The 14,603-nt window shown below is 53.3% G+C and carries 14 protein-coding genes; 6 read left to right on the top strand and 8 right to left on the bottom strand.

The features are described from left to right. Window positions 1-7 precede the first annotated feature (7 nt). On the bottom strand, window positions 8-661 hold the full coding sequence (locus ACR0B7_RS12740; RefSeq protein WP_170486576.1) for a hypothetical protein: 654 nt from the start codon (window positions 659-661) through the stop codon (window positions 8-10). Next, window positions 658-1,068, bottom strand: coding sequence for a hypothetical protein (locus tag ACR0B7_RS12735; RefSeq protein WP_170486577.1), 411 nt, complete (start codon window positions 1,066-1,068; stop codon window positions 658-660). The genes ACR0B7_RS12740 and ACR0B7_RS12735 overlap by 4 nt, the downstream gene beginning before the upstream one ends. 544 nt (window positions 1,069-1,612) lie before the next feature. On the opposite strand from ACR0B7_RS12735, the gene ACR0B7_RS12730 reads away from it, so the two are divergent. Continuing rightward, window positions 1,613-3,448 (top strand): amidohydrolase family protein, encoded by a 1,836-nt coding sequence (locus ACR0B7_RS12730; RefSeq protein WP_170577041.1) that lies wholly within the window; start codon window positions 1,613-1,615, stop codon window positions 3,446-3,448. Continuing rightward, window positions 3,445-4,239: a DUF3299 domain-containing protein gene (locus tag ACR0B7_RS12725; protein WP_170485422.1), complete on the top strand. Its 795-nt coding sequence runs from the start codon at window positions 3,445-3,447 to the stop codon at window positions 4,237-4,239. The genes ACR0B7_RS12730 and ACR0B7_RS12725 overlap by 4 nt, the downstream gene beginning before the upstream one ends. 195 nt (window positions 4,240-4,434) lie before the next feature. Here the strand turns inward: ACR0B7_RS12725 and speB are convergent, their stop codons facing one another. After that, window positions 4,435-5,415, bottom strand: coding sequence for an agmatinase (gene speB, locus ACR0B7_RS12720; protein WP_170352649.1), 981 nt, complete (start codon window positions 5,413-5,415; stop codon window positions 4,435-4,437). A 72-nt stretch (window positions 5,416-5,487) separates the two neighbouring features. Here speB and ACR0B7_RS12715 point away from each other — a divergent pair, with 72 nt between their 5' ends. The 3 genes from ACR0B7_RS12715 to ACR0B7_RS12705 all read left to right on the top strand — a co-directional run bounded on the left by ACR0B7_RS12715 (window position 5,488) and on the right by ACR0B7_RS12705 (window position 6,852). Beyond that, window positions 5,488-5,700 (top strand): hypothetical protein, encoded by a 213-nt coding sequence (locus ACR0B7_RS12715; RefSeq protein WP_170486579.1) that lies wholly within the window; start codon window positions 5,488-5,490, stop codon window positions 5,698-5,700. 114 nt (window positions 5,701-5,814) lie between these two features. After that, window positions 5,815-6,540, top strand: a complete 726-nt coding sequence (locus ACR0B7_RS12710; RefSeq protein WP_480553437.1) for a ParA family protein — start codon at window positions 5,815-5,817, stop codon at window positions 6,538-6,540. A 9-nt stretch (window positions 6,541-6,549) separates the two neighbouring features. Continuing rightward, a complete protein-coding gene (locus ACR0B7_RS12705; protein ID WP_170469303.1) occupies window positions 6,550-6,852 on the top strand; it encodes a hypothetical protein in 303 nt (100 codons plus the stop codon). Window positions 6,853-7,304: 452 nt separating this feature from the next. Here the strand turns inward: ACR0B7_RS12705 and ACR0B7_RS12700 are convergent, their stop codons facing one another. The 5 genes from ACR0B7_RS12700 to ACR0B7_RS12680 form a co-directional block, all read right to left on the bottom strand. Next, entirely contained in the window at window positions 7,305-7,703 is a 399-nt protein-coding gene (locus tag ACR0B7_RS12700; RefSeq protein WP_170469306.1) for a hypothetical protein, read from the bottom strand. A 276-nt stretch (window positions 7,704-7,979) separates the two neighbouring features. Then, a complete protein-coding gene (locus tag ACR0B7_RS12695) occupies window positions 7,980-9,263 on the bottom strand; it encodes a carbohydrate porin (RefSeq protein ID WP_170464500.1) in 1,284 nt (427 codons plus the stop codon). A 25-nt stretch (window positions 9,264-9,288) separates the two neighbouring features. Continuing rightward, window positions 9,289-9,690, bottom strand: coding sequence for a hypothetical protein (locus ACR0B7_RS12690; protein ID WP_170464499.1), 402 nt, complete (start codon window positions 9,688-9,690; stop codon window positions 9,289-9,291). A 120-nt stretch (window positions 9,691-9,810) separates the two neighbouring features. Next, on the bottom strand, window positions 9,811-11,322 hold the full coding sequence (locus tag ACR0B7_RS12685; protein WP_170464498.1) for a metal-dependent hydrolase family protein: 1,512 nt from the start codon (window positions 11,320-11,322) through the stop codon (window positions 9,811-9,813). 66 nt (window positions 11,323-11,388) lie between these two features. Continuing rightward, a complete protein-coding gene (locus ACR0B7_RS12680) occupies window positions 11,389-12,762 on the bottom strand; it encodes a metal-dependent hydrolase family protein (RefSeq protein WP_480681627.1) in 1,374 nt (457 codons plus the stop codon). 196 nt (window positions 12,763-12,958) lie between these two features. Between ACR0B7_RS12680 and ACR0B7_RS12675 the strand changes: the two genes are divergently transcribed. After that, window positions 12,959-13,912, top strand: coding sequence for an AraC family transcriptional regulator (locus ACR0B7_RS12675; protein WP_170577040.1), 954 nt, complete (start codon window positions 12,959-12,961; stop codon window positions 13,910-13,912). Window positions 13,913-14,603: the final 691 nt, after the last annotated feature.

The raw sequence follows: 14,603 nt of genomic DNA, 5'->3' as shown, positions 1-14,603 counted from the left end.
TGACAAACTAAACGATCTGATTGTCGAGCGTCCAGTTACTCGGTGATCTTGATTGTTTTCGAAGGCGCGCTCGATACTCCAGCCACATATTTTCATCTTGTCCGGCAGCAAACATGGCTTCCCGAAGCGCCGTTTCGAACGGCTTGAGATCCAAGGCTGGCCTCTCCTTTTCGAGCGCCCTGTAAACCTGCTTGTTGAACCGCCCAGGCACCACCCTATGGCCAAGCGTCAACTCGCAGAGGCGTGCCAATTTTTCGTTTCGCAACTTGGTGAACCGGCTGCTCAGAATGCGACCGGTCTCCACATCAAGTTCAGGGAAAGCAACATGCCAGTGTGTTTCGTTTCCGATGCCAGACTTTCGCGGTTTCTCGTGCTGAACAATGCTGGCTCGGTTGCCAGACGTGTTGGAAACACCGTATTCAAAACAGATTTCAGCAAACACAGAGACAAAGTCTTGCTGGCTCATTTGCTCGTTTGGCGAAATCACAAAATGCCTAACGCTATACTGTTTGCCAGCAATTTTGGAGATTTCACCCAAAAGTAGGAGGTCTTCCGGGCAGCCACGGATCCAAGTTGAAATTTCGTTGCCCGCAGGTTTTGCAAGGTAGGTTGCGATCCGACTGGTATGCGCAGTTGGGATGCGCGTTGATTTGATAATCATGACCGCCCCCCCAAGATTTGGGTGCGGATCAAGTCGACATCTCGTCTGATCGCATCGATACGTTCGCCTTGCTCGACAACTTGCTCAGCGCGCAGCGGATTGAATGTATGCGTCTCGGCCAATTTGCGCGACAGAAATGAGAGGTTCATCCTGACATCGATCAGAAGCCCTAGGACCTCAATGGCAGCTTGGATGTCTTTAATGATGGGCTTCTTTCGTGGCGGCTTACGAGGTTTGGTTTCAGGCAGCGCGCCTTCAAAATTTAGGGCTCGCGCCAAGACAAAGCGCGCATACGCAGTTGCGGAGATACCCTCCGCTTCCGCTCCATCTGTCAACAAATCATGCAGATCTTCAGATACCCGCATTCCCACCATTTTTGTTTGTTTTTTTGTTTTGTTTTTAGCCATCTTCGTTCTCCAATTTTGATAGCTGCACGACTTGCTATTAGCGTGCGCAACATGGAGTTGTGCGGAGGGTTGTAAGGGGCAAGCGGACGTGACTGATCGGCCCACGGCTACCAGGGGCGGTTCCGGCCCAAAGCCGACATCCAGCCGTCTACAGGGATGCTGTACCGCGGCTCAGCAATGCTGCCGTTCGCCGCATATGCACGATACCATGCCGGATCGACAGTACGTAAGTGATCAAAATGGTAGTGCCTGCAATGGTCAGTAGGGCGCCGTCTACAAGTTGCGGGTGAGATCGAGAAAGACCGGGCCGTTCGGTTTGAAACTTCGATCTCCCGCCGTAAGTATAGGCCGTTTTGCTACAACAAAACTGATGTTGTTCAAGCACTGCGATTAATTAGGCAGGTGCAACGGTGTGATGCGCTTTATCAGGTTGCCAAAGATGTAGAGCCAGATCCTGCGTCCATTTTGTTGAAAAGTTGATTTGACACTCGTTGTGGTCTTTTGCCAACCTCCAAACAGTCAGCATTTAGGGAAACACTTGAAAATGAAATCAGGATACAGCGCGCTCGCGCTAGCTATTTTGCTCGCAGGCTCGCCGCTACTTGCTCAGCAAGCCGACACCGTTTTCCTGAGTGAAAACATCATCACGTCAAACCCCGAGTTGCCACTGGCGCAATCCGTGGCGGTTGCGGGAAACACGATCATTTGTGTACGCACTGATGACAGTTGCCGCGAGTTGGCAGGCGATGGCACCCAGATCGTGGATGCGGGCACAAATACCGTTATGGCTGGTATCATCGACACTCACTTGCACACACGCATCTTTGGGCAGACGCATTTCGTCATGCTCAACCTGTTCGGTTACAACGATGCGTCGCGTAAGGAGGTTGTCGAAGTAATCCGGGAGTACGCGGCGACGCTCGGGCCAGATGAGTGGGTGATCGGCGGCGGTTGGTCCGACGCGCATTTTCAGAATCCCACCAAGGAAGAACTGGACGAAATCGTTGGTGGACGCCCTGCATTGATCTCCGACAATACGCAACATAACGGCTGGTATTCGACGAAAGCTCTGGAATACCTCGGGATCACTGCCGATTGGGAGCCACCGAAAGGCGGCTACATGCCTTTGAATGACGCTGGCGATGAACCTTCCGGACTTTTGCAGGAGAAAGCTCACCTTTCGACAGGGTTTGTCGAACAGCACAAACTCTATTCTTTTGAGAAACAGGAGGAAGCGATTATTGGTGCCGCTCGCGTGCTCAACGCGGTCGGGGTCACCGGTGCAACGGAAGCTGCCGCCGGGTCCAAGGAGGGGGCAGATGACGTCTACGTCCGTTTGGCGCAAAAAGGAGAACTAACACTCAGGCACGAATTAGCCATGGTGTTCTGGGGCACCGGCACGCCAGAGGGCGATACCGCAATGATCGAACAATTAGAGATACGGCGGGCCGCAGTCGAGGATGCGGGCGTTGATCCCAGTATTCTCCATGCGAACACTGTGAAGTTCGCTATTGATGGAACACCGGGGCGTTTTGCCTATATGGAAGGCCCGTATCTGGACGGCACACGGCCGGATATGAACTTTCGACCAGACAACCTTGCAGAGATTTTCGACGCACTAACAGAGCGTGATTTTACCTTGATGCTGCACGTTGAAGGGAACGCGGGGATCCGCCGCTCGCTCGACGCGCTGGAATTTGCACATGAAACCGGCGAGCCCCTTCGCGACGACATCCCTCAGATTTTCACGCATGTTGACCATTTGTCTATCGACAACGCTCGTCGCATGTCTCGGCTCGGGGTTTCCGGGCAGCTTCAACTTCACTGGGCTGATCCCACCGAGGAGTACTTTCGTAATGTGACCAGTCAGAACCTGCCAAAAGAGGTGCTGGAGCGTATGTACCAGTTCAAACTCGTGACCGAGTTCATGGAGTATGGATTTGGACCTGACGCGCCGACGTCTCCTGTGTTTTCGCCGTGGGAAGGAATGGAGATCGGCATGACACGACAGGCTATGGGAACACCCGGCGGTCTTGTCATGCCCGGTGAACCATTGACCTTTGAAGAGGTTATCCATGGCTCGACCCTGGGTAGTGCACGCCTTCAGGATCGGGGCGATGTGTTGGGGAGTCTCGAGGAAGGCAAGATTGCAGACATCATCGTGCTCGACCGAGATATTCGCAGACAGGCCGAAGAGAACGTTTTTGAATTTCACAAGACTGAAGTGCTGCAAACCTATTTTGGCGGCGAACTGGTCTACGATATTGATCGCGACGGCGAACCGGACAAACTATTGACCGAGCCGGAGTGGGAAGAAGGCGACGACGAGAAACTGCGCCGAGGCGTCGCAGTTACTAGCGTGAGAGTGTCTGAGGGATGACGAGTCCGCTGTCAGCTTTTGCGATTGGCGCTCTGTTTGGTCTGATATCTCTCCCGGTTGCGGCACAAAGCATTGAGAGCGCATGGCAGCGCGCGATTGCGGGCCAGCAACCCGGTGGTATGCCGTTTGATCCGCTTGCAGCTCCGCTTGATTTGACCCGAACGCCAGTCAGTGTAGCGCCGCAAAACATGTCGACAGGTACGCGTGTGATTGGCTGGCAGGATCTGCTACCAGTGCATGTCTCCAGCGAAACGCCCTTTGCCGACATGCGACCGTTTCTGCGCGACGCCATGCGCATCCACGTCGAATGGCGCACGTCGACACCGCGCGAACGGGAAGATATGGCACTATTTGAACGCCACGAAGCTGCTCTTACACTCCTCTCAATGCATCAAGTTGACGTAGACGGCCTGATGAGAGAGCGGCGGAACATCATCGCTCAGAATGGCAAAGCAAGGCGCGCACCCAACCAGAACATTCTCGGACAATCTATACGGCTTGCCGGTTACGTTGTCCCGCTCGCCTTCGAAGAGAAAAAGGTGACAGAATTCCTGTTTGTGCCAGTTGCAGGTGCCTGCGTTCACACGCCAACACCGCCTCCAAACCAGATTGTCCATGTGGACTATCCAAAGGGTGTTGCCTTCAGCTCAATCTTCGAAGCTTTCTGGATCGAAGGAGAATTGAACGCCGAGGATACACGGCGCGACGTCGTCTTTTTTGATGGCGCTGCAAACATTGAGGCGCAATATAGCCTGAAAGCAAAGACCGTAGAGGTCTACAATTCTTGGTGAAATCAATCGTCAGCCATGATTGATGCTTGAGCCATTTGATAGAGAGAATGTCCAAACGAACTTATGGATCCGTTGCCCCTTACCGGACATTTGAGCTCGAATAGACAGAAGGGCGCAATCTGCGGACGGCCTATTGGGGCCAAGCCGCACGCAGCTATTCTCCACTTGTGAGACAAGCAACAGACGATTTATTGGCTATTCTGAAACGGCCCGAGCTCCTCTGGCCCAGGCTTTCAGGCAAAGAAGTTCTGCGGCGATCATTGCGGCTGCGTTGGAGGTCATCTCCGCATGATCAAACGGGGGGGAGACTTCGACCACATCCATGCCGACTGGATCGAGCCCCTTCATGGCCCGGATTATGGCGAGCGCTTGGTAGCTGGTAAGCCCGCCCGGGACCGGTGTGCCCGTCCCGGGAGCAGTGGACGGATCGAGGCAGTCTATGTCGAAGGTCAGGTAGGTCGGACCATCCCCAGCGGTGGACAAAATGGTTGCGGCAATCTCTTCAGCTGGAGCAGCATGTACGGCGTCTGCATGCAAGATTTTCATGCCATAGGTCTCTTCGCCCTCGAAACAGGTGCGGATGCCCACCTGAACGGTCCGTTGCGGATCTATGATGCCCTCGCGAACCGCTAGGTTGAACATACTGCCGTGATCCATGCGTCCACCCTCGTCGGGCTCGACGTCCCGATGGGCATCAAACTGGATGAGACCGATTGGGCCGTACTTCTCAGCATAGGACTTAAGTACCGGATAGGTGATGAAATGATCGCCGCCCAGAACAAGGCTGGCCGTTCCTCCCGAGATTATCTCCGATATGTGGCGCTCTATGGCCAACGGGACGTCTTGGGGCACGCCCCAGTCGAAAACGCAATCACCGTAATCGATTGCTGCAAGCGTATCGAATGGATCAAACCGCCAGGGCCAAATTGGGCCCCAGGCATGTTGAGCGCTTGCCTTGCGAATTGCCTCTGGGCCAAAGCGGGTTCCAGGACGGTTACTCACAGAAAGATCAAAGGGAACTCCGGTGATCGCTACATCCGCCCCCTCAAGATCCTTTGTGTATTTGCGGCGCATAAAACTCAGAGCGCCGGAATAACTGGGCTCAATCTGTGAACCTTTGAGTGCGCCACGGGTAAAGGCGGCATCGATGCCATAGGATTTAAGGTCTGTAGCCATGGTGTTTTGGTCAGTTTCTTGTGATAGGTTTCATGGCTTTTTCTATTCTCATTATCGGCTGGATGCTATCTGGTGATCTTGATCTTGCAGCCGATTTTCGGCGGCGCAGTGATTATCTTAGTTGCAAAATCAATCGAATGTCAGCTTTCGGCAGAGGTCCTTGCCTATTATGCGGACACAACGAAAGTCAGCTTTCCGCCCATTTTGTCGAACACTGAATTACCCAACCTAGGAAACTTTGGGCTTGTAGTCACTAACAGCGTCAAAGGCGAAGCGTTGAGTTGAGTTGAGCCATTTGCTTCTCAATTCTTTCCTTGAGAACCAATTGCTGCCGATGCCTTCCGCAGGCATCTCTTCCCCAGAAATCCAAATCCATTATCCTTAAATCTTTCCTAAACCTTGTTCTGGCAATCTATCGGAAGCAATTTCTTAAGGAGAATTCGATTGCCAACACTTTCATTTTGCTCACCAAAAGGGGGCTGTGGGAAATCCACAACATGCATTTTAATGGCCCTCGAAACATCCCGGGCTGGGATGTCTGTTTGTATCTTGGACTCGGATCCCAAACGGTGGCTGTCTGAATGGGCTAGCGCGAAGCCGCTTCCCGAGAATCTCACTGTTCGTCAGGTCGAACAGCGAAACCTGACCGAGGCGGCTTTCGCGGCGGCCGAACGTTTCGACTACGTATTGATCGACGTCGAGGGATCAGACGATGCATCTTTGATTGATGCCATTCTCGTAAGCGACCTTGTCATCGTTCCCACCCAGACATCTCGTTTGGATGCGCTGGCGGTGGTCCAAGTTCTAAAACAGGTGCGCCAGAAAAGCCTCGTATTGAGGCGCGATATTGCGGCTCGTGTCTTGCTGACCAAGACAGAACCAGGGGCGGTCGAATATCGGATCACCGCAGAAATCAAAGCAGTCTTACAGCAAGCAAACGCGCCCGTTTTTGCAACTCAGCTTGCAAATCGCCCTATTTTTCAAGCGATGGTGAGCTTCGGTGGGGATTATCTGGACTTACCAAAAGCGTTCCAAGGATCCTCCCCAAAATCAGCGCACGCAAACGTTGCCGCTTTGGCGCAGGAAATCTCAACGACCCTCTCAGAAATTCTCCAAGCTGCATAAGGAAAAACAATGATGGATAAAACAAAACACAATCATATGCCCAGTCTCGGCGACATTAACAAAGTCGAGCAAGGTGACATGGGCTTCCCACTCGGATCGACCAGTAAGCCGAGCCTCGCACTCCAACCAGAGATGAGCCCTTCAAAGCGCAGGGCGGCCGCGCGTACGCAAAAGCTTTCCGTAAGTGTAAATCCAGATCTCTATGCTGCTTGGAACGCAATCCGAGAGGACAAAGAGCAAGCGGTTGTGCGAGCCGTCGAGCTGTCTCTGATCGCATATTTGGAAAAGCACGGACAAACGTTCGATCTGTAAGGCCAGCCCTAAAAAGCCCGGCTCCCTGCCTTCGTTATGTGGGGAGTCGTGCCGTTTTCTGGGTCTCTTATTTTTCCCGTGGCCCCCTCTTATTTTTGGTGCTGACCTCTTATTTTTCCAAAAGATTAGGAAACCGATTTTGAGCGGCGTGGAATTGGTGGAATTATTGACTTTATTGTTTTTTATCAAATATTTATATGTTGACTCGGTCGCACTTACGCGATAGAAAATGCGCATTCAAAACGGGAGGGAACAACATGTTCCATTTCATCAAAGAGGCTTACCACCAGTTGCACATTGCAGCTGTCATCATTCATGTTTCGCTGGTTATCGGCGAAGTCTATGATTTGATCCCACACGCGTGACCAGGAGCAAATCATGGAATTTTTGGTCTATCAGATAAGTGAAAGAGCCCTGTTCTGAGCGCCGGTATCATGAGCCTGCGTTGCGGCTCACATTGCAGCTCTTGAAAGCGCCGCCTTCAGAATGGGCGGCTTTTTTGTTTTCAGCAGTGTCAGATGAAGATACTTGGCGTTCTCGTCATCTCGGCACATCCAGGCCGCCGCCGCATACATTTCCTCGAGAACCTTCAGATAGCCAAATAAGTGGGGATCAGTGTCCTTTCTTCGATGCCGGAGGACATCCAGTTTGCCACGGTTGCTCTTGCCGATCTCTGCACCTATTTGGCTGATTTCCAGCCATAGCGCACCTTCGGATTTCGAGTACGTCTCGATTTGTCCTAGAAGAAGAAATCGGCCTTCAGAAATCTTGCCGACGGCGCTCCAAACCGGTTGGCCGGGCTCGCTGAGAATGATGTCTCTGTACAATCTGAAGCTAATTTTTCCAGGCATTTGGCGCCCCCTTGCACAGGTAAGTGTGCGAGCAGATGCAATGGGCAAGTTGGGGGGCTATTTCGGTAGATTGGGCGGATTACGGACTTTCTCTGCAGGCGCGAAACGACCAAGGTGCCTCGTTGGAAGCGGACATCCACATTCGCCCGAAACTGGGAAATTCTCTGCAACGCCGCATGACGGCTCCGAGCCCGAACTTGCCATCGGACGGTGGGTTGCGAGCGTCGGCTGTGAGAATGCGAAATGTCAAAAAGGGAGTTCCTATTGCTTTCAGCCTTATAAATTGAACCTCAGCCGCAGACCGAAAATCAAAGGGCCATCGTCAGTGAAGCCGGGGTTGTTCAAATACTGAACATCAGCCGTAAGCGCGAGGTTGTCGGAAATATCCAGACGGTAAAATGCTTCGACCGTGGTCTGTGTATCGAGAGTTGGATCGGTTGGATCGGCGACTGTCACACCAAACCCGAACAAGTCGTCATACAATCCGGGGCGCCACATGACACCGGCATTGACGGCACGTTTCGCAATCGATGCATCGCCATCTGACCAACCAAGACGACCGAACAGCATGAGACTCTCGTCTAGGGTTACATTCCCCGAAAGTATTGCTCCGTGACCGCCGGGGACGCCTGCGTCTTCTCTGTCGTCCACATGGAAAACTCCCAAATGGACGTTTGTGAGGAATCGCTGGTCTCTTGCGGGCGTCCAGCCGATCTCACCGTAAGTGAAAAACTCCGAGCCACCTGGAAACCATTCCACATCAGTGAGCGACCCATTTGCATCGCTGACCACGCCAAGCGCGTAAATCTGGTCGGTAATGTATCCGCCGCCTGCAATTCCAAAACCTGGGTCGGGAATGGGAAGCACAGGACTAAAGAGGATCGAAAAATTCGAAAAGGTCGTGCGGGGATTCACATAGCCAAGGATATCGGAATAGTCGCCGGGATCGATGCGACCTGCAACGAAGCCTCCGTTGATGCCGGACAGCGCCTGCGACCAATAAGCAACCGACAGCGTTGAATCTGTGTCGCTGAAGGTCGTTGCCGTGACACCGAGATATCCGATTTCGCCCGCGAGACTGCCCGGCGCGATATCCGTGCCCAAACGATGACGGTTTTCGAGGATGAAGACAAAACTGCCTGCATTGTCGGTCCCACGATTCAGCAATTCCCAATTGCCAATGATCCGCGCCTGCCCCGAAGCGGCCTCGTCGGTGCCACTCAGGCTGTCTGAAGACTTCTGGTAGAGCGCTTGGTAGTCGAAGGACAAATTCAACCCAGTGCGTTTGGCGAAAGCCTCGCGCGACTGTTCGAAGGGATCGAAAAACCGATCCAGCCCCGGCAATCTGGAATTCTCGAGACGCCGGAGCCTGTCCTGCTCTAATTGCGCCTGAGCCGACGCTGGCCCCCCAAGCGAAGCGGTGGCAGCCGCCTCCAACTGCCGTAACGTGCTGTTTTCTTGGGCTGACGCGTCCGAAGCGATGGCCGCAACCCCAGCGCAGATGCTCATGGCCTGTTTCAACCACGCCATTGCAACTGTCACATAGAGGTTTAAGCGCATGGTGTTGGTCCTGATATGACTGACGCTACTTCAAATCATCCTGCGCCTTGATCTCGGGCACGCGGGACAACGCTTGGGCCATGTCCGCGCTGCTCATCAATTCGATCATCTCGTAGTCATCGAGCAGTCCATCCCCAAGACGGCTGACGTAAAACGCCTGAATGAAGGTGGGATCGTCAGGTAGCGAAACAGTGATGTAGTTTTTTCCGTTTCCGAGGCCCCAGTAGTAGCTCAAAAGCTCCCCGCCAAGCGCTTCGATGCTGCCTTTGACCGAAGCTGCACGATCGCCCGGATTTGCGATCTGCATTTCCCAAGCGGCGCTATTGGATGTGCCAATGAACAGAAACGTACGCATTTTTTGGGTATCTTCCGCAGTGGCCAACGTGCCGTATCCCGCCAGAAGGGCACCTAGGATAAGATGTTTCATTGTACGTCCCTTCAATGCTGAGCCTGCGGCAAGACGATGCAGGCTATTGTTTGGATGCTCGCGCCAAAAAATGGCGCGATCCGGCGCAGGCATAGGCAGAATACAAAAAACCTCTGCTTATCACTCCAGCGTGTTCTTGTAGATCACGCCGTCTTTCATGATCATTCGAATGCTTGGGACATCCTGCCCGCGCGGCGGCGCATCAAACCATGTGTCCACCGCGCCGATGGCCGAGATGTCTTCAAGTGGGTTCCCGTCTACGATCAGAATGTCGGCGTAGGCGCCTTCTTCGATCACACCAAGCTTGCCTTCAGGGTAAGGGTTTCCTCGTCCGGTCAGAGCCGCCAATTCGCCACCATTCGAGGTCATCATCTGCAATGCCCAGAGGTTGCCAAACTCACGCGCGACAAACGCCTTCGTAAAATCCATTGACTGGCGATAAGGGACACCCGTGAGAAGCACGTAATCGGAATCGAACACCATCTTAGGCTTGTATTTTTTCACAAGATCCATGAGCTGCTTGCTGTTTTCCCGCAACCACAGAAACTTCGCCGTCGGCGGGAAAGTCGGGTCCTGATGCATCGGGTGTTCCAGAGCTTCGGGCGCAAGCGCAGTCAGGTTGGGTGAAAAGAACGCCTCTTTTTCGACCAGCTTCTGCATCGTCGGTTCGGTAATAGTCAGGCCGTGGTCTACCACTTTGACACCAAGATCGAGCGCACGAGACAGGTCGCTATCCATAAATACGTGCATAGCGACGTATGAGTCCATATCGCCTGCAACCTCTACTGCAGCAGAAATCTCTTCGTTTGTGAAAGCAGACTGATATATCGGGTCCTTGATCGATGTCACGCCACCGCTGACCATAATCTTGAGATAGTTTGCCCCTAAAGCAAAATTCCTCCTCGCACCCTGAAGCACCTCGGCGGGCCCGTCCACCAATCTGGTGATCTCCAGTCGCTCAAGATTGCTCTCGTTCTTGCGTTGACCAGCGATACCCCAGTCGCCGTGTCCGCCCGTTTGGCTAAGGCATGCGCCGGAGGAATAAATTCTTGGGCCGGGAAGTGATCCTTCATCAATAACCGCTCTCAGCCCACCATGAGCGCCGCACATATCGCGAACAGTTGTAAAGCCCATCGCCAACATTTCCTGCGCGAATGCGGCAGCACGTGCGCCAATTTCTTCCCATGTGGTGTCCTGAAGCCCCGGGATAGTCCCGTTCTTGTACATGTTCACATGCACGTGGCTGTCGATAAGCCCTGGCATGAGCGTACGACCGCCTCCGTCAATGACGGTCACATCCACTTCTTTGGTCTCAATGCCGCGTTCCGTTTGAACGGTGAAGGAGTAGCCGTCGATGCCGCCGACTGGATCGGGCAACCGCTTGGATCCCCCAGTGCGCACATCGACTTCCCACTTCCCGCCCTCAGGAATGTCAGCGTCAATCTTGTGAATTTTGTTTTTGACCACGAGAACGTCGACGTTCTTGAGTCCGTCACTCACTCCATCAAAAACCATCACATTCTTGAAGAGTGTAACAGGAGGGATGTCACCGGTGGCCTCCTGTGCAAAAGCCGCGCTTGTGGTGAGAGCGACTGCGCTCGCCATCATTGTAGATTTGCCGAGGTATTTCATGGGCTTCCCTTCCCTTCCGCTATCGGGGTGCGCGGGGTGCCGAGGTGAATTCGCCCCGTGCGACACTCAATCGAGTGTATTCTTGTAGATCACGCCGTCTTTCATGATGATTTTCAGATTGGCGTCCGGCTCGGCCAACAGAAGGATGTCCTCCAGCGGGTTGCCATCGACGAGTAGAAGATCTGCATAGGCACCTTCCTCGACCACGCCGAGGGGGCCGTCTTGATACGGGTTGTTCAAGCCGGTCAGTTGGTTCATGCGGGCGCCGTTCGACGTAGCGATGCGCAGAATGTCATATGCGCTGAAACCCGCTTCGTGCAGATACCCGATTTCGTCGTTCATCTTCTTGTCTTGCTCAAGCGTCTGATCCCAGTTGTTCACAAGGTCTGTGCCCAGTGTGTAGAGATCGATCATGCCCGGCGTCGTCTGGATTACTTCGATCATATTGGCTGCAGCATCGCGCACGCTTTTCCATTTTACAAAGGACGCTGGCGTGTAAAAGGCTTCCGCTTGTTCGGTGGTCACCGAGTAGACCGGGGCCACCGCCGTCGCGAACATGATCTGCTTTTCGACCATAATCTCGGCAGCCTCCTTGGTCAGGAACGGGATGTGTTCAATCGTCTTGGCGCCATTGTCGATGCAGTTGCGGATCGCCTCTTCGGTGAACACATGGCAGGTGACATAGGTGCCCCATTGCGCGGCCGTCTTGACCGCCATCTGGATCTCGTCAGCCTGATACTGAAGTGAGTGCAGCGGATCAAACTCTGACGTAACCCCGCCGCTGACCATGATCTTGATCTGGGTTGCCCCGCGACGCAGGTTTTCACGCACCGCCATTCGGATTTGCTCAGGTCCGTCGGCGATAAAGCTCATGTCCGTCTCGAACCAATGCGAAGGACCCTGTCCGGAGAGTGTCGGATGCCGGTCGTTCAGTTTGCGGAAATCGGCATGACCGGATGTCTGAGTGATAAACGCTTCCGAGGAATAGATACGCGGGCCGGGAAACATTCCGGTGTCAATGATGCGGGCGATGGATTTGGCCGGACCACCAAGGTCGCGCACGGTTGTGAATCCGTTCATCAGGATGCGTTCGGACCGGATCGTGGCGACGCCGCCAAGGTGAAAGGGAGTGATGTTCTGGCGTAACCCGTCGCTGAGCGGATTGAATACCGTAAGATGCACGTGCTGGTCATGCATGCCTGGCATTAGAGTTCGCCCACCGCCGTCGATGATTTGCGCATTGGCCACAGCCAATGGTTCGGTCGAGATCTCGGCAATTAGATTGTCGATCACCAAAACATTGGCATTCTCGATCCGCTCCTCATTGACACCGTCAAAGACATGCACATTGGTGAAGAGGATTGGAAAACTCTCCTCCTGAGCAAACGAATTTGTTGCGACCGCCGAAAGAACAGTGGCGACCATTAAGCTTTTGAACATTCTATATTTTCCTTGAAGATGCGCTGCGCTACGCGATTCTATTTTGGCGTATTGCGCCCAACCTGTCATTGGCTTTATGGTTGATGTTTCAAAAAAATTGATCCAAAGTGCTAATTTGAAGTCCGAAACTTCGACTTGAAAATCTGATCTGCACATGAAGCTCCCCACTGTTGAATGCTCGATGGCGCAACCCTTTGTGTCCGTTGCCCTCAGCCATGGCCTCGAAGTCGAACGCTTTCTTGAGCCATCTGGCCTAAGTTTAAAGGACGTGCAGCGCGGCGAAGCGTTCATGGCAGGGCAGCATTGGTACGATCTTGCCGACAATCTCGCTCATGCACTAAAAAACCAGCATCTGGGGTTTGAGATTGGGGCGAATGCCGCTCTGAAGACATTGCCCAACCTGTCGATCCTTGAAACTGAAAATGCGACGCTGGGTGAACTTTTGATATCGCTTGTAGTGGACGTCGGCCGGATTTCGTCCATGGCGAACTACAATCTCGAGACTGATGGCCGTGTCGGCAGTTTGGTTGCAAAACGGACATTCACGCCATCTTCTCCACCCGGCCAAGCCGACGGCTATTATCTGGGTTTCATGGTCCGATTGGTTCGATCCGTCTGCGATCCCGACTGGGACTCCAAAAAACTACGCTTCTGGGTTTGCCAACCTGATTGCATACCCGATTGGCAGAAAAAGGAGATTTCGGTACGCAGGACCAATCGCTTGGGCGCTCGAATCGAATTCCCGGCGAACTGGTTGCTACTTCGATACGGAGGTGGGCAAAGCCAAAACCTCCCGGAAAACTTCACAGGCGGCGATGATTTTCTTCAGCAAACCCGCGATCTGCTGGAACTGCATCTCGACAAGCAACCTGCCACTCTGAACGGTTTTGCTGAGTTGTTTTCGCAAAACCCCGGGCGTTTGAAACGCACCTTCCGAGCCAATGGTACAAGCTTCAAAGTAGAACTGGAAAAATGTCGGGCGAAGCGAGCCAAGACTTTGCTTGCAAGCAGCCAACTTTCGATAAAGGAAATTGGTGAAAGTGTTGGGCTTCTGGACCAACCGACATTTCACAGGAGCTTTAAACGATGGACCGGGATGACCCCGGGCGAGTTCAGAAATCGCAGTCGAAATGCGACGCCGCCTGATTGATGCCCGGAGGATCACCTCTTTGCAATTCGGAGGAGAAGATGCAATTCGCATTTTGTCGCGGGCGTTAGGTCGATCAGGATATCCGGCGTTTTTCCGTGGGACTTCAACGCCGCGTACAGCGCAAAGACTCTGCCTCAACGCCTCAACGGCCTTCTCATGGGCGATTCTTAGATGGACCGGGATGTCCCCAGCAGCCTTCAAACGATCGGTCCGGTAAGCTTAGCACTCTAAGGAATGCCGCTTCTGGAAAGCGGACGTTCGCCAAATGGCGGCTTCGTCCTTTTTTGTGTGAGTTCGAGCAGCTCCAGCTTTGCGCGTGCAGCGAATGTCCGGTTCGACAGGCCGCGCTGCGGCAACGGGCACTAAAAGAGAATGTCCGCAATGGGCCGTTCTAGACAGATCGAAGATCCGGCACCGCAGGGACTTACCCCCCCTATTTCTGTTTAACGGAAATAGGGGGGGGTAAGTCAGGGTATGTCCCTCTCCCAAAACCCATTTCTTAATCTTGCATTGAATCAGTTTGCGTGTCGAATAGTGCTAATACCAAGTGTAAATAACAACTTGATCGACGCCAATGCGAACCGAAAGTCAGACTATTGATGGAACGTCCGATCGGCCTCGAGAGCCATACGTTCTCTATGTATTCCGAAGCCTCTTTCTCTATTTGATTATTTTGAACAGGAGAAGGTAC

The organism is Ruegeria sp. BB6 (assembly GCF_056539385.1).
Note: the sequence above shows the minus strand (reverse complement) of the source record. Positions and strands in the feature narration are given on the sequence as shown.

What these genes read in the sequence shown, in the direction of transcription:
- ACR0B7_RS12740 (WP_170486576.1), bottom strand. Translation starts at nt 661, where the DNA reads ATGATTATCAAATCAACGCGCATCCCAACTGCGCATACCAGTCGGATC.
- ACR0B7_RS12735 (WP_170486577.1), bottom strand. Translation starts at nt 1,068, where the DNA reads ATGGCTAAAAACAAAACAAAAAAACAAACAAAAATGGTGGGAATGCGG.
- ACR0B7_RS12730 (WP_170577041.1), top strand. Translation starts at nt 1,613, where the DNA reads ATGAAATCAGGATACAGCGCGCTCGCGCTAGCTATTTTGCTCGCAGGC.
- ACR0B7_RS12725 (WP_170485422.1), top strand. Translation starts at nt 3,445, where the DNA reads ATGACGAGTCCGCTGTCAGCTTTTGCGATTGGCGCTCTGTTTGGTCTG.
- speB (WP_170352649.1), bottom strand. Translation starts at nt 5,415, where the DNA reads ATGGCTACAGACCTTAAATCCTATGGCATCGATGCCGCCTTTACCCGT.
- ACR0B7_RS12705 (WP_170469303.1), top strand. Translation starts at nt 6,550, where the DNA reads ATGATGGATAAAACAAAACACAATCATATGCCCAGTCTCGGCGACATT.
- ACR0B7_RS12700 (WP_170469306.1), bottom strand. Translation starts at nt 7,703, where the DNA reads ATGCCTGGAAAAATTAGCTTCAGATTGTACAGAGACATCATTCTCAGC.
- ACR0B7_RS12695 (WP_170464500.1), bottom strand. Translation starts at nt 9,263, where the DNA reads ATGCGCTTAAACCTCTATGTGACAGTTGCAATGGCGTGGTTGAAACAG.
- ACR0B7_RS12690 (WP_170464499.1), bottom strand. Translation starts at nt 9,690, where the DNA reads ATGAAACATCTTATCCTAGGTGCCCTTCTGGCGGGATACGGCACGTTG.
- ACR0B7_RS12685 (WP_170464498.1), bottom strand. Translation starts at nt 11,322, where the DNA reads ATGAAATACCTCGGCAAATCTACAATGATGGCGAGCGCAGTCGCTCTC.
- ACR0B7_RS12680 (WP_480681627.1), bottom strand. Translation starts at nt 12,762, where the DNA reads ATGTTCAAAAGCTTAATGGTCGCCACTGTTCTTTCGGCGGTCGCAACA.